At 56.6% G+C, this 20,896-nt stretch carries 14 protein-coding genes; 4 read left to right on the top strand and 10 right to left on the bottom strand.

Going from position 1 to position 20,896, the window contains the following annotated elements; translation table 11 throughout:
- Window positions 1–453 precede the first annotated feature (453 nt).
- Both RSSM_RS31360 and RSSM_RS31355 read right to left on the bottom strand, forming a co-directional pair.
- Window positions 454–1,638 (bottom strand): cupin domain-containing protein, encoded by a 1,185-nt coding sequence (locus tag RSSM_RS31360; protein WP_063709163.1) that lies wholly within the window; start codon window positions 1,636–1,638, stop codon window positions 454–456.
- 10 nt (window positions 1,639–1,648) lie between these two features.
- Window positions 1,649–2,125: a carboxymuconolactone decarboxylase family protein gene (locus RSSM_RS31355; RefSeq protein WP_044304159.1), complete on the bottom strand. Its 477-nt coding sequence runs from the start codon at window positions 2,123–2,125 to the stop codon at window positions 1,649–1,651.
- A gap of 112 nt (window positions 2,126–2,237) precedes the next feature.
- Here RSSM_RS31355 and pdxR point away from each other — a divergent pair, with 112 nt between their 5' ends.
- Window positions 2,238–3,713: a MocR-like pyridoxine biosynthesis transcription factor PdxR gene (gene pdxR, locus RSSM_RS31350; protein ID WP_008689592.1), complete on the top strand. Its 1,476-nt coding sequence runs from the start codon at window positions 2,238–2,240 to the stop codon at window positions 3,711–3,713.
- An 864-nt stretch (window positions 3,714–4,577) separates the two neighbouring features.
- Here pdxR and RSSM_RS31345 read toward each other — a convergent pair.
- Together RSSM_RS31345 and RSSM_RS31340 are read right to left on the bottom strand one after the other, a co-directional pair.
- A complete protein-coding gene (locus tag RSSM_RS31345) occupies window positions 4,578–5,522 on the bottom strand; it encodes a DUF1559 domain-containing protein (RefSeq protein WP_044304158.1) in 945 nt (314 codons plus the stop codon).
- A 416-nt stretch (window positions 5,523–5,938) separates the two neighbouring features.
- Window positions 5,939–6,664 carry a hypothetical protein gene (locus tag RSSM_RS31340; RefSeq protein WP_008689585.1) on the bottom strand — a complete coding sequence of 242 codons (726 nt, stop codon included), beginning with the start codon at window positions 6,662–6,664 and terminating at the stop codon, window positions 5,939–5,941.
- A 393-nt stretch (window positions 6,665–7,057) separates the two neighbouring features.
- Between RSSM_RS31340 and RSSM_RS31335 the strand changes: the two genes are divergently transcribed.
- Window positions 7,058–9,172, top strand: coding sequence for an adenylate/guanylate cyclase domain-containing protein (locus RSSM_RS31335; RefSeq protein WP_008689581.1), 2,115 nt, complete (start codon window positions 7,058–7,060; stop codon window positions 9,170–9,172).
- A gap of 292 nt (window positions 9,173–9,464) precedes the next feature.
- Here RSSM_RS31335 and RSSM_RS31330 read toward each other — a convergent pair whose 3' ends face one another.
- From RSSM_RS31330 to RSSM_RS31310, 4 genes are all read right to left on the bottom strand, one after another.
- Window positions 9,465–10,544 carry a sugar kinase gene (locus tag RSSM_RS31330; protein WP_008689578.1) on the bottom strand — a complete coding sequence of 360 codons (1,080 nt, stop codon included), beginning with the start codon at window positions 10,542–10,544 and terminating at the stop codon, window positions 9,465–9,467.
- A 245-nt stretch (window positions 10,545–10,789) separates the two neighbouring features.
- Window positions 10,790–11,605: an SDR family oxidoreductase gene (locus tag RSSM_RS31320; protein WP_008689572.1), complete on the bottom strand. Its 816-nt coding sequence runs from the start codon at window positions 11,603–11,605 to the stop codon at window positions 10,790–10,792.
- Between the two features lie 297 nt (window positions 11,606–11,902).
- A complete protein-coding gene (locus tag RSSM_RS31315) occupies window positions 11,903–12,631 on the bottom strand; it encodes a class I SAM-dependent methyltransferase (protein ID WP_008689571.1) in 729 nt (242 codons plus the stop codon).
- A complete protein-coding gene (locus RSSM_RS31310) occupies window positions 12,628–13,833 on the bottom strand; it encodes a DUF3419 family protein (RefSeq protein WP_008689569.1) in 1,206 nt (401 codons plus the stop codon). Before RSSM_RS31310 ends, RSSM_RS31315 begins: the two co-directional genes overlap by 4 nt.
- A 1,424-nt stretch (window positions 13,834–15,257) precedes the next feature.
- Here RSSM_RS31310 and RSSM_RS31300 point away from each other — a divergent pair.
- On the top strand, window positions 15,258–17,642 hold the full coding sequence (locus RSSM_RS31300) for a hypothetical protein (protein WP_144060274.1): 2,385 nt from the start codon (window positions 15,258–15,260) through the stop codon (window positions 17,640–17,642).
- 63 nt (window positions 17,643–17,705) lie between these two features.
- Here RSSM_RS31300 and RSSM_RS31295 read toward each other — a convergent pair whose 3' ends face one another.
- Entirely contained in the window at window positions 17,706–18,005 is a 300-nt protein-coding gene (locus RSSM_RS31295; protein WP_008689563.1) for a hypothetical protein, read from the bottom strand.
- Window positions 18,006–18,342: 337 nt separating this feature from the next.
- A complete protein-coding gene (locus RSSM_RS31290; RefSeq protein WP_044304157.1) occupies window positions 18,343–19,137 on the bottom strand; it encodes an FRG domain-containing protein in 795 nt (264 codons plus the stop codon).
- Window positions 19,138–19,827: 690 nt separating this feature from the next.
- On the opposite strand from RSSM_RS31290, the gene RSSM_RS31285 reads away from it, so the two are divergent.
- Window positions 19,828–20,496, top strand: coding sequence for a hypothetical protein (locus tag RSSM_RS31285; protein WP_144060272.1), 669 nt, complete (start codon window positions 19,828–19,830; stop codon window positions 20,494–20,496).
- Window positions 20,497–20,896: the final 400 nt, after the last annotated feature.

Below are 20,896 nucleotides of genomic sequence, written 5' to 3'. Positions count from 1 at the left end.
TTAGTCGCGCTCTCACGGGAGTGCGTGGATTGAAACCCGGCCACGCAGGTCGTTCGGTCGATCGAGGCGTGTCGCGCTCTCACGGGAGCGCGTGGATTGAAACACCAACCTGCACGTTGCGTGTCACCACGCCGCTACCGTCGCGCTCTCACGGGAGCGCGTGGATTGGAACCTAAAAAGGTGTCCGACACCTTTATTGGAAAGGGAACACTAATCGGCACTGATCGATACTAATCCTGAGCACCCCAAAAGGTGCAGGCATCAACGCATCGATTAGTGACAATGAGTGTTCCTTTCCTCCGGGCAAGAAAACGTTCCGGCACTCAAGTTAAGGTTAATACCACCCGCGGGTGGCACTGAATCAAAACCCATCCCAAAACAAAGTTGGTCCTGCGAACTCGATATGCAGATTGGTTCTCCGGCGCCGGGCACCAATTCTTTGTCTGGTCACTTTTAGCGTTCGTAGTTCTGCAATCGTTCGAGGTACAAATGTGATTCGACGAAGTTCCGGTGCGCCGAATCCGTCATCTCCTCGAGCAACTCCAGTGCTGAGATATAGCTGGCGAGATTCCCGTTGGATGAGATCATCTTGCCGTCTTTGACGAAACTCACTTGACTGTCGTCCTGCACGGACAGGCTTGGGTAGGTCTGCTGCAATAGGTCGCCTCCACCGATGTAGGTCACGATTTTGCGTCCGTTCGCGACACCCGAAGCGCCAATCAAATGAGCTCCGGCGCAGTTGCTCATCGTGAAGTCAGTCGTTTTCCCCTTCGTTTTGACAAACTCCACAATCGCATCCGTCGCGACCACCGTTTCCATGTCATACGAGCTGGACACGACCAGCACGTTCAAATCCGGACAGTCGTCGAACGAATAGTCCGGGACCACTCGCAACCCGCTTTCCATCGGAACTGGTTGATGCGATTGGGCGATTGTGACGACGTTGAAGATCCGCTTGCCTTCTTCGTTGGGCTTGGAGAAAACATCGATCGGAGCAGTGACTTCCGTCATCAAGACATTGTCGAACAACAAGACACCGATGGTCGGCAACGACTTGTCAAACGTGGCACGATTGACACTGTCGTTCACATTGATGGTGCACGTTTGGGGTGACGCGGTGATCGCAGCAGCCTTTGAATCAGTTTTTGCTTTTGCGACTTCTTCGGCGGGAATGGTCAGACGCCGAGCGTTTCTGGGGTGAACCATGGTCACAACGACTTGCGTTTCTTTTGTGGTGTCCGGATTTCGGGCGACTTCGTGCAGAACCATGGTGGGTTCAAAGAATGTGTCACCTTGGTGCAACACCCGCAGGGGCTTCCCTTCGATTTTGAATTCCAATGTTCCTTTCAAGACGTAGCCGACCACTTCACCGGGATGATGGTGTGGCGGAGAGGACGCACCGGGAGCGAAGGTGAGTTTGATCAGCGACTTCGACATGAGGGCTCCGTCCACCTTGCTTGAAATGGGATCGGTGCGAAGTAATTTGACAACCGGCATCTTTGAATGCGACGGTTGTTCTGCCACAGGATGACGCGGCGTTTTTGCCGCCCCGGACTCGGTGTCTCGACCATGCGAGGTGCTGCCAGAAGCAATCAAGAGCACATACAGAGAAAGAGTGATCAATGGGCTTGTCTTCATTTCTTTTCCTTCAATTGGTCAATTTGGTTGGTTGCTTCAACAAAGATTCGATGTATTTGTGATCGGTCTGGAATGGAACCGCTAATCGGTTCCATGTGTTGATCATGGAAACCACGATGCTCAACTGGCAGATTCCTTCTTCGCCAAATACGGCAACGGTTTCCTGATAGAGTTGGTCGCTGACTCCTTCTCCACCGGCAAGCCGAGTCACTGCTTCCGCCCAACAAAAAGCCGTTCGTTCTCGCGCTGTGTAGCAACCGGCTTCTTCCCAAACGCTGACCAAGTCGATGCGTTCATTCGTTTCATTCATCAATCGCAGTTGTTGGGTATGCAGACTGACGCAAAATGAACAGCCATTGAGTTGCGACACACGTAGCTTGACCAGCTCGAGCAACTCGGCCGCCATCGGGTAATCCGCAATCGTTGCTTCGATCTTGGACAACTGCTGAATTTCGCGTGAAATCAATCGAAAATAGTCGGCTCGCATTCTCTTCTCCATGTGGTTGTCGAGCATCGTTGTTGAGTAGAATCATAAATATCCGGTGGCTCCTAGAAAGATCCACTTTAGGCAGAAACAACGGAGCCACTTTGGAGAGCCAATGCCGCGAAGAAAGGAACAATTTGAGTTTGACTGGATTCAACTGGACAACAACGCCGCGACTCCGGTCTATCAGCAACTGGAAAACCAGCTTCGCCATGCCATCACCAATCAAGTCTTACAACCGGAAGACCGCGTTCCTTCGAGTCGCAATCTCGCGTCGGCGATCGGCGTGTCACGAAACACCGTTTTGTCCGCTTACGAACAGCTGATTTCGGAAGGGTATTTGGAATCCGTTCGAGGCAGCGGTACGCGGGTGGCCAAGATTCCGCCGCAGGCTTTTGAATTTGACACGGCATCAAAATCCAATGATCCTCCGGTCAATTCGCTCGACGATCTTTCCCCTTTGGGACAGCAACTGTCCGAAGAGTCGCACTGGTTGCCACCCGTGGCAACGCATCCCAAAGCATTCACGCCTCACTTGCCCGCGACCGATGAATTTCCACTTCAAATTTGGAACCGATTCAGCAACGAGCAGGCTCGATGGTCGTCGAGGCACCTGAATCTGGGCGAGCCGCAGGGATATCTTCCGCTGCGAGAGTCCATTGCCCAGTACATGGCCGTTTCACGTGGCTTGTCATGCACGCCTCAACAGGTCGTGATCACCTCGGGGTCTCAACAAGCCTTCACAATGATCGCTCAGTTGCTACTGACTCCAGGCGACAACGCGTGGGTAGAAGAACCAGGAAACGCACCGGCAAATCGATTGCTCGACATCGCGGGAGCACAACTGGTTCCCGTGCCGCTGGACTCCGAAGGAATCGACCTGTCACGAGCCCCAAAAATGAAGCCCACGCCAAGACTCATCTGCGTGACGCCGGGCGGGCAATGGCCAATGGGAATGACCATGAGCCTGAACCGAAGACTGCAGCTGATCGCCACCGCACAGCGGCACAAGAGCTGGATCATTGAGGATGATTACAACGGCGAGTTTCGCTACACGGGACGCCCGCATGCTTCGCTCAGCAGTCTCGACTCTTCCGGCCGAACGATCTACATGGGAACGTTCAGCAAATTGTTGTTTCCGGCCATCCGACTGGGCTTTCTAATTGTTCCCCCGCAGTTGGCGAAGGCGTTTGCCTACGTGCGATTCCTTCAAGATCGTTCATCGCCGCAGCTCGTTCAAATGACTCTCCACCGGTTCATCGAGTCCGGGAATTTTGTCAAGCACATTCGCCGTATGCGTTCACTGTACGCTCAGCGTCAGACAACGCTCTATGAATCGTTGCAAAAACACTTAGGCGATTTCATTGAAGTCCAGAAACCTGAGTCTGGAATGCACCTCACGGTACGGGGCGTCGCCAAGGAAGCTGAAGAGAGACTCATCACCGCCGCATGCCGAGCGAAAGTAGAGTTTCATCCCGTCAGCATCTATTCACGAACGCACGAAACGCAAGGGATGATTCTCGGCTTCGCCGCGTTTGATACTCAAACCATTCAGAGAACCGTTCGCCGCTGGGCTAGAGAGATGAGCTAAGAATCGCCTCGACTACCGTGGCAAGATTGCAGGGTTGGTTGGATATCTGCACCCTCGCAGTTGCAGAGACGTAAAACGCGTTGCCATCTCCCCTCCATAATCGCGAGACAAAGCTCCAATTCCATTTGCAGAGCCGCCGTGAGAGGAACCGGTATCGTCTCATGGGAGAATGGGAACACTAATCCGCACTGATCACACTAATTCAGAGCTCCCAAAGGTGCAGGCATCCACGCATCGATTAGTGACAATGAGTGTTCCTTTCCTTCGATCAAGAAAACGTTTCCGCACTCAAGTTCAAGACAGTGCCACTTGCAGGTGAACCTGAAAAGTTGTCCGTGAACCCTTTCTTTCCGATGAAGATTACGCGACAGGCCGATCGCAGGGAGAGTGGCTCCTGTTGGGAAGCACCCTCCCCACGCGGCAAAGAGGTCGTGCAGTTATTAAGTGCTGTGCAGTAACGCGTTGAGAACCCCGCCCGCGCGGGACGTCGATTTTATTACTGACGTTCTTCGAGGCGTCCTTGGCCCAGGACCTGAACCGTAGTGGGCGAGGCGACGAGTCCTTCCCCACGCAAAGGACTCGTCGCCTCGTCCACTACCAAATGCTGCCCTTAATCAACCGACATCCCCAGCGGGAGCGGGCGAAAAGCGAGCGTTCAGTGAGATTTCCGGGGGAGGGCAAACCGCGCCGCTTCCCATGCTCGGCCCCCCTCCCTCGCGTACGCCTGAACGGCGGCGCTCGACCTCCCCCAAAACTTCGTTTCGGGAGAGGTTCTCAAATGCTGAAACCCGCTAAAACGCGACCTCGACAAACTGCACGACCTCCAAGTTCGGAGGGATGAACCGGGTGTTTGATCTTCTTGGTTTAGAACTCTTCGATTACTTCTTTGCCTTTGCGGGTGCCTAGCGCGTTGTAGAGTTCTTCGTCGATTTGCGAGGAGATCGCGCGGACGGATCCGTCGCAGAGTGCGAACTGGCATAGGCCGACGTGTGGGGCGGAGAGGCCTTTGTCGTCACCATCGATTTCGTTGGGACGGTATTGGGTTTCGAACAGCACCATGTGTCCGTGGTCGTCGCCCAAATCGTCGATGTCGCGGACGGCGGCAGACCAGGCGGTCTCGAAGTTCATGTGGCCTCCGGTCGACGGGTTGCTCATCGGGAGTGGCCCGTTGGTGCGTTCACCCAGTGCCAGGGTGTTGGAGAGCCCGTCGAGGATGTCTCGAAATCGCGTGGGGCTGTTTCGATAGAACACGCCCTCGCTCTGCAAAGGCGTGTCGTCGAGGTTGACTGTCGCGGTGGATGGTCCCCAATTGGCCGCGTAGGAGGCGGCGGCGTAACGTTCGATCGGCGTCACTGAATCGTCGCGAACCACGTATGAGCCTTCGGAGTACGTGTCCGAGGGGCAGAGGAAGGTCGCCAGTGAAGTTTCTCGGGCGTCGAGGTTGGCGACATCCCATACCGGACGGCTGAAGTCGAACTGCTCGAACAGGCCGCGCTGTTCGATCTGAGGAAGAATGGCTGTCCCCCAGGCGACGCCCATGTGGTTGGCGTCGAACAACGGACCGCTCGGGCCCGGTTTGTGAAGGTATCCCGCGGGGAGCCGTCCGTAGGTGGATTCGTAGTTGTGGATTCCAAGGGCGAGTTGTTTGAGGTTGTTGCTGCACGACATGCGGCGGGCGGCTTCTCGGGCGGCCTGTACCGCGGGCAAAAGCAACCCGACGAGGACGCCGATAATCGCGATCACCACAAGGAGTTCGATGAGAGTGAAGGCTCTGCGGTGTTGATAGAAGGGAGAGAGTGAGTGATGCATGGATTGAGTTGGAATGATTGAGTTGGAACAGATAAATGGGAGCGCACGTTGTTGCTTCGTGGCAATTGCCACTTCATGGCAACGTGCGCGGTTGTTGACGAATGACTTGCTGACGCGAACGGCTCGTAACTCAATGAATGCAGCGCGATCGGGGCGTTCGCTCTCGACCACGGCGGACCGGGACCGTTTCCGGACGCAGTCATCTCGGTGGATGAACACGCTGGATAGGTCACCCTGAATGACCACGCTGAATGACCACGCTGAAACTGCGCTGGATAACCATACTGGCGAACGCCCAAGCGACACACGGTCGATGAGTGCGGGATCGAGCGCAGGCAGCAAGGTTCATCGCCGGTAGCGATCAAACAGGCGTCTGCCGATTTGCGAAGGATTGAGTTGGGGTGACGTGCCGCACGTCAGTGAGAGACCAACTCGGGAGGCGGCGAGGAAGGAGGATCGTCGAGGCGTCCTCCGTTTAGGCAGAGAGTTCGGTGGAACCGAATGCTCGAGGGCGTCATTGCCGACGCCAGACTTTCCGGAGGCAGCGGGCTGCGGACGTCAAAGATGCGTGCGAGCCAGCCTCGGAGATCAACGTTGCAGAAGCCATCGTGAGAGATCGAATCTCGCGGAGTGCAATCGTAGCGAGTGGCTCGGTAAGGAGTTGATCCGTATGCAGCGGATTTCTGAGCGGCGGACTCGAAGAGGATGAACTCGAACCCGAAGAAGACGTAGTGCGAGTGGTGGCTGGCCGCGGTGAGGGTCGCAGAACGATGGGGCGCAGAACTATTGGACGAGTAGGGATCTGACGTTTTGGCGAGCGTCGGTCGGTCGTCGGAAGGTGCCGGGTGCGACGAACCTATCGTCGGTTGTGAGGGCGGGTGCGAGGACGAGTGCGGGTGTGAATGTTCGTGCGCGTGATCATGAGAATGTGCATGAGCATGTTGGTGCGAGCGGCCGTGAGAATGAGCGTGCTCGGCCGGGTGAACGTGAGGTATCAAACCGTGCGGCAGGGCGGCATGGGTGTGACCTTTGTCGCCGTCGGAGTGGCTGTGCGACGTGACGCTGCGTAGCCCCAGCACGCACACCGCGGCAGCGGCGAGCATCACCAGGATGGACGATCGGTAGAGGTGTCGATAGTTCACGAAAGTCGTGATCGTCGCGAAGGAGGTTCAGGTGGCCGAACGAGGAAGGAAGGTCGCGCCGTGCAGGTTCCGTCTGCGTGCGGGGCCGTGCTGGGCTGCGGGCAGGTTTGGGCTGCGTGCGGGTTCGGGCGAGAAGGGAAGCGATATGATAGTTCCCGTTACCCGCGAGGTAAGAGGGAGTTCGCTCCGTGTGCGATTGGACGCCGCACGTCCTCGCGCGTTTTCCGGAAGATTGGTTCGGCAGATCGTGTTTTTCCGTGGTTGCGGCGAGGGCCGATGCGGGATGGGAAATTGTCGCGTTGCGAGTCCCCTCAGTGTGGACTTCTGATTAGGTTACGATGAACACTGTTCATGCTTTGATAGCTCGCGTTTTTTACCCAAGGTTGTTTTCCCATGTCGTCGCCCGTGGTGGATGTCACGCTTTGGCAAGGCCAGCAGGAATGCTGGATCGGCGAGTCGGGATTGCCGCTGGAGATTGGGCGGCAGTCGCGCGACGAGGAAAATGCGATTCTTCGAAAGGTGCAGGATCTCGGCAATCAGTACCGCATCGCGATCGCGCCGATCACTTCGTTGGGGTTGCCACGTCACGCGTTGAGCGTTTCGGTCAATGACGAGGGGAAGCTCGTCCTGAAAAACCTGCATGCCCGCTCGACGTTTCAGGTGGCGTCGGATCCGGTGCCGGTGATGCCACAGGCGAGCGTTCAGGATGACCGTGAGTTCACGATTCTGTTGCCCGAGAATCTGATCGTGAAGGTGGTGTTGTGCACGAGTTTGTCTCAGAACCAATCGGATTCGGGCGGCGAATTTGAGCCTCATGGTTCGGCGTCGTTCCGGACGATTTCGCCGGATTCGAAACGACCGCCGTCGCCCGATCCGGACGCGTTTCGGGCTGATTTCACGATGCCGATGAATCCGGGGGCGAGTTTCATCCGGACGTTCACGGAGGATTCCAACCCGAATCGTGGGCACGCGGCGGTCGACTTGGTCCGTCAGGCTCTCGCGGTGGTGAAGAAGTCAGCGGGCAGTGATGAGTTCTTTGACACGGCGGTGCAGAGCGTCGCGGGAATGATCGAACTGGATCGCGCGTATGTCTTGATGCGGGAAGGCGAGTCGAAGTGGTGGGTGCGTGCCCATTTCGATCAACGCGAACAGGAAACCGATGAGTCCCTCGAATCGGCGTCCGAACCTAACGGCGGCGGATTGTTTCGAAAGCGGTCTAACAACGACGAAACGGTCGAGGACGCCGAGGCGGAAGCCAATCCCGAGGCGTCGGCCGAGCGGAATACACGGATCGATGTCCCTCTGCCCTCAGGGAGTCGGTTGTTGTTGCAACGTGTTTTGCAGAAACGCGAAACGGTCATTTACGAACCGGAGAGTTACAAGCACACCATCGGATCATCGATCATGCTGCTCGACCGTGCGGTTGCGTCGCCGATCTTTGACGACCACGGCGTCGTGATCGGTGCACTCTACGGTGATCGTAGCTACGGTACGAATCATCCGGACACGCCGATCGGTGACCTCGAGGCGACGCTGCTCGAAGTGATGGCCGGTGCGGTGTCCGCAGGGATACTGCGCCAGCGACAAGAGGCGATTCAGGCGTCGATGACGCAGTTCTTCTCGCCCGCGATTACTCAGCGTTTGCAGCAAAACGAAGACTTGCTGACCGGTCGTGATGCGGAGGTGTCGGTGCTGTTTTGTGACATCCGCGGTTTCAGTGCGATCACTGAACGGGTTGGTCCGGAGAAAACGATCGAGTGGATCAATGATGTTTTGACGCAGTTAAGTTTGTGCGTGACCCGGACCGATGGCGTGTTGGTTGATTACGTCGGAGACGAGTTGATGGCGATGTGGGGGGCGCCGGCGGAGCAACCCGATCACGCCCGGCGAGCCTGCAACGCGGCGTGTCAAATGCTCAAGCAGATCGAACCGCTGCGGCAGCGATGGAAGGCGATTACGCCGGAGCGGTTTGGCGTGGGGATCGGGATCAACACGGGCATGGCCCGAGTGGGAAACACGGGATCGTTGGTGAAATTCAAGTACGGTCCGCTCGGTAACACGGTGAACTTGGCGAGCCGTGTGCAAGGGATCACCAAAAGATTTGGGGTGTCGGCGTTGATCACGAAAGCCACTCGAGACGCGCTGGCCAAGAGCAGCGCCAGCCATGCCGAAGCTCTCGGCAGCGAAGCGATCGCGACGGAGTGCGATGAAGCGATGCAGACACGGCGGCTGGCGAACGTACGGCCGTTGGGTGTCAAAGAGATTGTCGAGCTGCACGAGTTGCAGACCGGAAACGACCCGACGTGGCGATCGATGGCCGACCGGTATGAGTCGGCGCTGCGATCGTTTCACCATTCGGACCTCACGTCGGCGGCGCGGGAACTGGCGTCGCTCGTGCACGAACACCCGGGCGACACGCCGAGCGTGGTGCTGCTAGGCCGCGTCGTCGACGCCATCACCAATCAGACCAAGAAGGTCAATCCGGTGATGGAAATGCAATCGAAGTAGAACCGTAGCGAAAGTCGCCGATCACTCCGTGATCGGTTTGTAAGAGACGCTCCGATCGGCGCCACTCATTAAATTGACAAACCGTTGGCGGGCATGGTTGCCAAAAAATGCAGACGGAGAGAAGAGCGAGTGGCGTTGATTCCGCCGGGGCAAGCCCGAGCGGAAGCCGAGAGTCACGGTCATGAGTCACTAGCCACTAGCCATGAGCTAAAAGCTAATAGCTAATAGCTAATAGCTAATAGCTAATAGCTAATAGCTAATAACCAGCACCTGCCCGGATGGGCAGGGACGCTTAGCGTTGCACGCGGGCGGAGCCGCCTTTGGCGAAGGCTTCCACTTCGGGAAGCGTTGCTCGGCTGACGTCGCCGGTGAACGTGGTCAGCAACGCGCCGTGTGCCCAACCGATTCGCAGGGCTTCTTGGGGATCGCGTCCGTCGAGCAGGCTGTAGATCAAGCCGGAGGCGAACCCGTCACCACCGCCGATGCGGTCGATCACATCGAGTTCTGCGGTCGGGGCGACGTACTCTTTGCCGTCGTGCCACAGCACGGCACTCCAGGAGTGACGGTTGGTGGAGTGGACTTCGCGCAAAGTCGTCGCAACCGCTTTGACGTTCGGGAACTTCTCGACGGCGTCGCCGATCATCTTGAAGAAATTCGCTGGGTCGAGTTTTCCGGTGGACTTTTCTTCCACGTCGGGGCCTTTGATCCCACATCCCTTTTGCAGGTCTTCTTCGTTACCGATCAGGACGTCGACGTTGGAAACGATCTTCGCCATCATCTCTTGGCCTTTCGAAAGGCCGCCGATGGTGTCCCACAGTTTCGCACGGTAGTTCAGGTCGAACGATCGGATCGCGCCGTGGCGTCCGGCGGCTTCCATCATCTCGACGACGACTTGCGAGGTCGTTTCGGACAACGCGGCAAAGATACCACCGCTGTGCACCCAACGAACGCCGCCGGCGAAGATTTTATCCCAGTCGAAGTCGCCTGGTTTGAGCATCGCACCGGCTTCGTTGGCTCGGTTGTAGAACACAACAGGAGGACGAACACCTTGGCCGCGGTCGCTGTAAACGGTCGCCATGTTGGGACCACGCACACCGTCGTGTTGGAAGTGCTTGTAGTACGGACGCACGCCCATCGCGCGGACCTGACGTTGGATCAGTTCACCAATCCCGTTATCAACCATGGCCGTCGCAACGCCGGTCGAAAGACCGAAGCAAGACGCCAAGTTGGCGGCGCAGTTGTACTCGCCACCGGAAACGTGAATGTCAAAATTGGTGGCGGTGCGGAACGGGGTCACACCGGGGTCGAGGCGGTGCACCAAAGCACCCAAAGCCAGGAAGTCGAGGTCGGCACCAGAAGCAGGAATTTTCATGCTGAGAACTTTAGTGTGAAGATGGAAGATCGATTGGGATGCGTTGTGGAAACCGCGTCAATCAAATGCGACCGACGCGTCGGTGACCAAGAACGTTGTCGGGTTAACGGAGGATGGCGGCAAATCGGCGTCGATTCGCTCTCGCCGCCTCGGTGTTTCTGACGTGCGGTGTCTCGAACTCGAGGAGTTTGTCGCGGGTTCGAGACTCCGGCGATGCAACATGGTGTTTCGGTTGAGTTAGTCGGTCAGATCGTGACCGATGCGAAACCACCATCGACGGCAATGTTTTGGCCGGTCACGAACGAAGACGCGTTTCGGCTCGCTAGCCAAATCGCGGCTCCGGCGAGTTCTTCGGGTTTACCGAACCGAGCCATCGGGGTGTGGCCGATGATTTGGCCGCCGCGTTCGGTGTACGTGCCGTCGTCATTGAACAGCAGTTTGCGGTTTTGTTCGGCGGGGAAGAATCCAGGGCTGATGGCGTTGACCCGGACACCGGTCGTGGCCCATTCACGCGAGAGCCACATCGTGAAGTTGATCACGGCTGCTTTGGCGGCGGAGTACGCGACGACTCGCGAGAGCGGGATGATGCCGGACATCGACGCGATGTTGATGATGCTGCCGACGCCGGATTTGATCATCGCGGGCGCGAACACTTGGCTCGGCAACAAGGCACCGCCGACCAGGTTGAGGTCGAACACCGATTGCCAGGCGTCAATCGGCAGGCCGCAGATGTCGCCTCCCGGTGGAATCGTGGCGTCGGGGTGGTTGCCCCCGGCGGCGTTGACGAGCACGGTCGGCGTGCCGGCCCACTCGGTGATCGCGTCATTGGCGGATTGGAGCGACTCTTTCTTAAGTCCATCGGCGGCGAAAAATTTCGCGTCGCCACCCGCGGCCACAATCTTCTCGGCACGGGCGTTGCCGCGTTCCGCGTTGCGGCCGACGACAGCGATTTTCGCTCCGGCGGATCCGAGGGCCTCGGCCATGTGGCCGCCGAGTTCGCCTGTGCCGCCGATCACAACGGCGACATCATTACTAAGGTCAAAAAGGTTGTTCGTGTTCATAGCCGAACAATCTAGCCACACGTATGGCCGGAAACCAGACGACGCAGCAGGCATTTTTGCCAGAAGACGCGGTATGTTCGCGGCAGCGTTCCGGTCGCCGGGGTTGACGTTCATTCCATAGATTGCGGCCCTGTGTTTGGGCGTCATCCGCGCTGGTTGCCCGGGCCGTAATCTTCTGGCGAAAGAGAGGTTTGGCGTGAATCGTCTTATGACTTTTTGCCATCCCGACGAACCTTCGGGGGACAGAGCCCGGCCGGCGTGAAAGTTTCGTGAACACGCTCCGTCAGCGAGGCGTGCTCAAACGCGGCGTCCGACGTAGACGTAATAGGGGGCGCGCAGCAGTGGCAGGTACGGAACCTTGCCAAAGTTTTCGCTCAGGTGCACCGTTTCGAAATGACGCTGCAGCATCGCCAAGTGGTCCCCATTGAGGAACACGTTGTCGGCGGCGAACCAGTGCTGCCAGAACGCCCGTCGCAGCCCGCCGTGTTGGTGCATGCCCTTGTCGGCATGTTTCCGAGAAACGTAGAAATCGGTGACGCCGATTTGCCCGCCCGGCCGGAGAAGTTTGATCGCCGCCTCGACCGCGGCAAACCAATCCGGGATCATGGTGAGGGAGTACGAAAAAGTGACCAGGTCGGCCTGCCGGTCGATTGCCTGAAAGGTGGTCGCGTCGGCCAGGTGCGTTTTGACGACCGGTCCGTCCTGCGACCCGCGATGCTCGGCGAACTTCAGCAGGGATGGTGAGAGGTCGACTAGATGTACCTCGGACAGTTCACGTGCCCGGTCGCCGGCGAGAGTCAGGTTTTCACCGGTGCCGCAACCGAGGTCAACCCAGACGCCACCTTTCTCGAATTCGATTTTTTCGATCAGCGGTCGTCGCCCGTGCAGCAGTCTCGATCGAAAGCCGTCGTAGTCACCGGCCTGTTTTCCGTAGAAACTCTCGAGCCGGTCCTGGTGGGTGTTGCCTGTCGTTCGGTGAAGCAGCAGTTGCCGCAGGACTCGAAAATCGCTTGCCCAGGCACTCATGCTGCCATGCCTTTGACGTCCGCAATGTAGAAGCTGCCGTAGGTGTTCACGCGATCGGAGTTGTGGAGTTCTTGAGCGAGTTCGCGGTGATAAGAGAGCAGTTCACCGAGGCGACAACGTTTCCCATCGTACCAAACCTGCAACGGGTCGATGAAGTCGACCTCCAACGCGGCGCTCCGCCACAGCACACGCGAGTGCGATGCGGCGCGATCGAGGATCGCCTGCCATTCGCTCGCGAGGTGTTCTGGATATCGATCGTAGAGCCAGTCCATGTGATCGAGCAGGACGAACCGAGAGATCGAGCCTTGATGATGGTTCAGGAACGTTTCGATCGTGGAGGTGTGGACCGAAATGCGATTCGCAAGGCCGTCTTTCAAACGGTCGAAGTTGCACGCACGCAGGTATTCGGGGCAGCAATCCTGGGTGTATTCGCCGGTCAAGTAAACTCGCCAGAAGTAGTTTTGTTTCAGCGGAGTGTTCTGAAAGACCGACGCAATGCGGTCTTGGATGAACCCGGCGATGCCTCCTGGGTAGTCGCGATCGATTTGGTTGCGTTGGCTGCGCGGCACGCCGAGCATGGCCATCGTCGTGTCACGGCGAAGCGCCCAACGCAAGGGACGCGTCCAGAGGAGCCGGTCGACGTTTCGACGGGCATAGATTTCACGTTGGCTTTCGATGTCGGGTGCTTCGAGCAGTTCATCAATCGCGGCACGCAGTTCCGAAGAGCGTTTGACATATCGATTGATCAGCCAAGCGAACAAACCCGATGTGCCACGAAAGTAGAAACTGCGTCGGCGATGGCTGCCGTCGAAGAAATTGCTGCGCAGGTCCCAGACTTTTTTCGCTTCGGGGCTGAGTTGGTCGCGGACGGCATCACGATAGAGTGACTGCCATTGTTCGTGGCGACCTTTGCCGAAGAGTTGGAAAAAGTCATCGTGGTGCAGCGTGTTGATTGCCGCGATCTTCAATTCCAATAACGCGTTTTGTAGCGGATTGACGTCGATCGCGTGCACCTCGCGGGGACTCTCGAGTGCGTAATCCAGAGCGTTACAGCCAGCCGAGGTGATCAATGCGACGCTGTCTTCGGAAGTTAGTTCCAAAGCTCGTCGATCGATTTCCGGATCTTCCCAGCAAGTGTTGTAAACCAAATTCTGACGGTGGACCGCAGTAAAGCAACGATTAGCAAGCCACTGAAGCGCCATGAAATATTCACTTTTGTTGGGGACGATTTCGTCCGGTGTCGGACGTCGGTGGGAAGGTCATGTCGGGGATAGCGACGAGCGGATTTTTAGCAGACGCATATTTAGATTTGATGATTGTGTGAGATGCCTTCGGTAAAGATTGGCTCGCGTTTGATCGCGGTATGAGCCACCGATGAAGAACGTTTCGTGAAGGAATCGTTTGTCGCTCGCGGCTAAAGCGGCCGTCCGGGTGATCGACATGCCGCGGCGTGGGCCGGTTCGTGGCTGTCTTCAATGGGCTCGCGGTTGTCGTGAATGCTTGCCTGGTTGCCGCAAAATGTTCGCTATAGGCAGATTGCGGGGGATAGGATGGTCGTGTGAGTCGGAATTGCCTGAAGATTCCTTGGTGCGATTTCCACGTGCGATTTCGCCATACGCCAACGGTTCCAAGCAAAGAGAGCCGACGAGGTGTCGTCGGTGGAGTCTGAGTTGAGGCTCCGAATCGGAATTAGCCGCTCGATTCTTTCGCGATTATCGTCGCATTTTCGACCACCCCGCCCTGCCTTGTTCCGCCCTGCTCTGCTCTGCCCTGCCCTGCCCCGCTCTGCCCTGCCCCGCTCTGCCCTGCTCCGACCTGGCTTACTTTGCCTTGCCCAATCCTCCCGGACACAGGCTTCCCCTCAACGCAATCCTCCCTCACGGGACTGTTCATTTGATGAGAAGCCCCGAGGTTAGCCAACGGATACCAGCCCGATGCGTCACGGCTTGTTGATTTATTCGTTTTACGGCAATACCGTTCAATGAAGCACCGGGTTGTGGCGTTTTCGTTTAACCGGTAGCCGTAGGCGACGCTTGACGGAACGCAACCTACCCTTCGGGCACGGGTTAAACGAAAATTGAACGTTATTGCGTTTAACGGGTAGCCGAAGGCGACCTACTTGCCACTGCACGTCGCCTACGGCTACCGGTTAAACGAAAGCAGGTTGGCTCTTGATTAAATCGACAAACCGGTCAGTGAGTGGTTGTGTGTGATCCCTCGCTGGCGCAGCGGGCTGGTAAATCGACAAACCTTCACCGCATGCGCTGCGCGTTTTTCCCCGCCTATTTCTCCCTTGTCCTACGTTTGCACCATGTCTTTGCGTCATGAACGTTGCATGATGGAAGCGTTTGCACCGAATCTCACTCGGCACGCTGTGTCTCTCTGAGCGATGATCTAGACGTTGGATAGCAGACGATTGTTGTTGCTGATGATCGCTTGTTTGTGTTTGTTCGAGTTGCTGGTTCGGCATTTGGAGGGCTCGTTGCCCTGCCCGAGAACCGTTTGCCTGCCTGTTCGTTTCCGCCGAAGTATTCCAGTTGTCATGCATGAAAACCTTGTTCTTCGAAAAGCTGTCCTTGTGGATTCGATGAGGTCCTGTCGATCCGACGAACGCCGTCGGCCGCGAATGCATGACGCCCCGTTGCGATGGATCGCCCTGTTTGTGTTGGGGTGTTTCGTCTCGACGTGGACGCCTGCCATTGCCGAAGAGTTTACGTTCAGTTGCTGGTTCAATGGATGGCGAAAGAACGCGAACGACCCGAGCGCGGATGTCTTTGCGATCGAGACCAATCGGTATGCGATGATCCTCGATGTTGCCGACTTTGATCGTTTTCGGCTTGGGTGGATTGAGAACTCGGTGAGTTATGAACAAGCCGTTCAGCACAAGACGGAAAAATTCCTGCAGCTTCCTGACGCTGAGTTGCTGATCGAAATGGAAGTTGACGGGGTGCAGTATGTCGCGCGAACATGCGAGGCGGGACTGCAGTCAGGCGTCAAACATCTCTCTTCGGTACGGCTATGGGAGTCAGGGCGTTTCGTTCAGCACTATGACTTCCTGGATCTTCACTTTCGGTCAGAGGCGGGACGTATTCTGAAGTGCGATGCTCGCATGGATTTGGTGGCTTGGCCGGATTCCTTGACGTTGAATCTGATCGTCTCCGGTGCAATGGATTGTAATCGTTGCGAGATGCGACTCGGTGTGGATAGCCGTGTGGGGAAATGGCAGGAAACGACTGCGTTTGAGGGACCGCTGCGCGACGGCCAGGAAAAGCAACTGTCCGTCACCTGTTGCATGCAGGACTCGCCAATCTCGCGACCGAATGCTGATTCAGCCGAGGTGTCGGTTTCCGTGGTCGGCGGCAAGGCTCTACCAGTCCGCTTCGATCGTCTCAAAAACTGCTACGTCGCAACCGCGGAGGATCTGAGAAGGCGACGAGGGCCCGCTTCACGCGAACTGCGCGAGTACGATGAGTTTGAGATCACCGTTGCGGGAGCAGACGGGTCTGTTCCTCTTTTGATTGACCTGCGTCCTCCCGCGAGTGTTGTCGGGGTTTGTCCGGTTCTCTGTGACGAAGCAGGCAGGCCGAACGGGCTGCCCGTTCAGTTGAGCAAAAACTGGCACTACGCACCGATGGGATCCTACGTCATGACGTACACGATTTTGCCGCCCGCAGATGAGCCGACCACTTATCGATTGAAGATGGTCTACGGTTTCTATGGGACACTTCCTGCGGCGAGTCATGCGCAATTGTGTTTGATCGGGTATGGCGGCAATGGTCGATGGGACCAGTTGGCGATCGGTTCGTGGGGCGAGACGATTTGTTTCGACATGGACATGAGTCTGGTCAACGTCGCGGTCACGGATATCCGAACATTGATGATGCGTGATGGCGAAAAAGGGAAGAAGTGGGGATGGACCAACGCGGGTTGGGGAGGTGATTGGCTCAACCTAAGTGACACGCGGCAGGCGAAATACTTTCCCAACGGACTCAAAACCGCGTACCTGTCGCACGGCCCCTGCCTCACGGATGTTCGCCATGAGGGATATTACGGGCAGGACCGCGAGGTCGAGTTTACCGCTCGCGTGCAAACCTTGCGGACCGACGATTACTGTCGAACGTTCATGAATTTGGTGTATGAGTTCGAACGTGATCTGGACGTCGAAAAGGTTTGGCTTTTCAAACTCGGGCGAACGTTTACCTATCAAACGCCGCGGTTGGACTACGGCAATGCAGAGGGGATCATTCGATCCCTGGACGTTCCGGTTGACGTTCCCAAAGGCGAACTGTTTTTGAAATCCACTGAGCTCACCGGTGACGCGCCGCATTGGGTTTCGTTCACCGGCGCGTCCGAAGCGGGGGCGAAACGCAGCAAACCGAACGGCTACCGATCCTTGATCGTTCGTCGCTATCACGCGGAAATCAACGGGCGAGATTATGAGAAGCCGACGATCCGGTGTCCTTCCTATGGATCGGAACCGACCAACCTGGACCTCGAGTTATTGCCTCCCGGGGGAATGCGGCGTTTTCGCAAGGGAGATCGAATCGAGTTGGATCTCGAGCTAATCACTCTGCCAAGAGTCGCGGACGACTACTACGGTCCGAACGAATCGTTTCGCGACCACTTGGAGGCTAGTCCGTCATCCTGGAAAACGACCTACCGCGAAGTGAACAGGAATGACTTGCGAGTGACTGTGGATGGTGGTCGGTTGCGCCAGCGGTATCCGGTGGTGGTTGATGTGGAGCAGTCGACCGTTTCGATGGAAATCAACGGCGGTGTGGGGGCGGTCCCGATTCAGTTTCGAGGCATACCGAATTCGGAAGGTTTTGAGTTGCATGAGGTGGTCGATGGCCGCCGCGTGACTCTGGACCAATCGGTGCATGGTATGGATTTTTGGCAGGTGGATTTTGATTCGGCTACGAACACGTACCGAGTTACTTTCAACTTGCCGTTAGACCGAACCGCCACGAGCCGGTGGGTGTTCGAGACACGAGCGACTCCGTCTCAGTGATGCGAGAGCCGGCGGCGAATCGCTCGTGGCTGGGTGTGTAGCGCGTTCTCTTTTGGCGAGGCGCTATGCGTTTACTTGGATTTCGAATCCAGCTCGCTTTGCGTGGTCAACGATGGTGTCATTGAGATGATTGGGATCGCTGACGACGACACGCGTATCGGGCGGTAGGTCGGCTGGACGGTAGACTCTGCCGGTCGCGTCTTCGACGAGGACGGGTCGGTTGTCATTGACCTCTTGATGTTCATCGGTGAGAACGCCGGTGCGCGCCGCGTCGGTATTCATCCGAGCGGTTTCTTGGTTCGTTCGCATGCCGGCATCGTGGGAAAACGCGGTGTGGCGCCAGTGAACGTTGAGCGTAGCCATGGGTTTCGTACTCTCCAGAGATGTCTCGTGGTGCGTCAATGCCTAGTTTTCGGGTAGCGAAACTCGCCAAGAGTTTTGGGAGGGCTGGTGAATCACCGAAAGTCTTGGCGACTTTCGCTACGGCCTTGATCCCTCATACTTGATCGTGACGCACCACTAGGATTGCAGGGATGTTTACGATTGTGTTGAATCGAATACATCTCGGATGCAAATCACGGGCCAGAGATTCCAAGCATCCACGCCCTCCGCAAATTCTGTCTTTCCCTCCCCTGCCCCGCTCCCACGTAGCTCGGTCTCCCCGAGACCGAAACCAGTCTCTAGAACAAAACAACCGCGTTCACGATGCGGGCGATTTCGGGCTGTAGTGTCTTCGCAACCAACGGCTGAGTCCTTCGAGGCCGGGAAAGAGGACTCGTTCGGTGACGTTGCACTGATCGAGTTTGTCACGGATTTCCCATTTCAGTTCGGCAGGTATCAGTATTTTGCAGCACAACTCTGGGTGTTCCTCGATCCAACTGTTCAGCCCGAGAGTGGCGTTCGACATCACCGAAAAGAGTGCGTACTGATTGACGATCCGGTCGTCCATCGAGGGAGGCTCGAAGAACAGGAGAAAGGGATCTTCGGACATCATGTCGAGTTCACGCAGCGAGGATACCGCGTGATTGAGCATGTCGGTTGTGAAGGTGTTGGCGCCTTCTTTTTGGAGTGCGTCGCGGATCTTTACGGGGAGTAGTTTGTGAGTTTGCTCGTAATCGATTCGCCAGATCGCGCCATCGATATCCGTTTTGTCGGTGCTGACCGTTGCAAAGTGGGCGGCGATCAACGGAGAGTGAGTCCAGTCGAGCAGTCGCGTCGGCAACCCATGGTGTTGGGCGAGTGAGAGCCAGTGCCAGTACGAGTCACGGGCGACTACATTGCGATGGGCGTACTTTTTGAAGTTACGCAGCAGGTGTTGCTCGAGCCGATCGAAGGCGCCGCCGAGGCGGATCAACGTGGTGTCGAGCGGGTAGGCGGCGTCGGAAAGTCCGCGGAATGCACAGGAAGATCGAAAGCGGCCGAGCTGGTCGTTCCAGGCACCGCCGAGCAGAAGGTCTTGTAGGTGTCCCCAATTTTCAGCCGTTTCGATATGCACGGGTTGTTTCCGGTTGCAGACGTTGGATCGAAGAAATGCGTCAGTGCCCGTGGGGCATTCGCCGATCGGTCTCGTTTGATCATTCCGGCCGCCGCCCACGGATGAGGCTCATCGTACCAAATGCAATCGGCAACCCGGGACCGCGGTGAACGCGTCAGTGGGAATCGGACGGAGAGTGATGCGAGGTCGACGCAGATGGAATTTCAGAAATCTCAAACAAATTTTGTGCACGAATTCATTCTCAACACGAACCGCTATGTAGTAAACCGACTTCGTGATCCGTTGAGATCGCGAGCGGTTTGTTTGTTGTGTTGCAGAGTGTTTCGGGTTTCGTGCCGGATCACACTGCGGCGCGCTTTCGAACCTACCCAAAGATATTGGTGATCGACCGACGGCATTCGAATTACGAATCGATCCGAGAACCGTTCAGTCAGTCGGCGTTAGCCGCGGATATAACGGGCCTGCAGCGTATTCAAAAATGATGTAGTCGATAACGCCGAACTTCGGTGGTCTGTATTCTGACGAATCCGGATACAGGTATCGGATGCGTCCAATTTTAAAATGCTCAACGGCTTGTTGATTTGGATGACATCTCCGGACGAAAGCGATCGGCTCGCGAATTCACGGTTGGGTTTTGTTCACAATTCACGATGGGTTCATCGAACTTTGATTTTGCTAAGGTGGAATTTGATGAAGAAGTATGATTTTCGTTGCGCAGCATTGCTTGTTTTCGTCGGGCTTTCGGCACCGTGTTTCGGCGGGGAAGTAGCTACGAATGACTCCAGTGGCGGTGTGGTTCACTTTCGAGAAAGTGGCGGATTGGTGGTGATGGAGGCTGAATCGACTCATTCCGATTTAGGCGATTGGGTCTTGAAAACTGACGTCGAAGACTATCGCGGGAAGGGGCACATCGAGTTCACCGCGAACACGAAAAACGGCGGCAATCCCAAGTCGCCATTGCAGTACCGTTTCACGATTGAAAAGCCGGGAACGTATCAACTCTCTGTGCGGTCACGCAAACGTCTCGAGGGTGAACCGGGTGACAAATGCAACGACGGCTATTTTCGTGTGGTCGGCGATTTTCAGGCCAACGAGAAAGGGGCAGGCATAGATATCCTGACGGTGGACACGAAGCTGTATGGAGGAAATGCCGACTCGTGGGGATGGGCCAAGATGCTCGACGCTCATCACAAGAAGCACCTGCCGCTTTACGAATTCAAAGCGGGTGAGACCTACACCCTGGTAATGTCAGGCAGGTCGATTCGTTGGAACGTGGATCAAATCGTTTTTCGTCATGAATCGATTGATGAATCGGTGCTCAACGGAAAGGAACTCGAGGAATCACCTCGGGTAGAGTGAGTGCTGTGTTGAAAGAAGGGCGGGAGCCGAATCCGTTAATCGGTCGGCTTTCGTGCGCGGTGTGTGCGCGAATGTTGAGGTCGGAAATGAGGCCAATGCTTATTTGAGTGTTCTTGGAAATGATGTAGTTGATGTCGCCAAACTTCGGTCGTCTGAATTCTGGCGAATCCAGCTACGAGGTTCCGACCCGTCAAAATTTGAAACTTACTTGGGTAGCGAAACTCGCCAAAAGTTTCGGCGCGCCCTGGCGAATCACCGAAAGTCTTGGGGACGTTCGCTACGGGATTTGGACCCGTCAAGATTTGGAATTCACTTGGGTAGCGAAACTCGCCAAGAGCTTCGGCGGGCCCTGGTGAATCACCGAAAGTCTTGGCGACGTTCGCTACGGGGGTGGATCCGC

The sequence above is a fragment of the Aporhodopirellula sallentina SM41 genome, from assembly GCF_000346505.1.
Classification (GTDB): domain Bacteria; phylum Planctomycetota; class Planctomycetia; order Pirellulales; family Pirellulaceae; genus Rhodopirellula; species Rhodopirellula sallentina.
The sequence above is the reverse complement of the archived record's forward strand: the minus strand, read 5'-3'. Positions and strand labels throughout refer to the sequence as shown.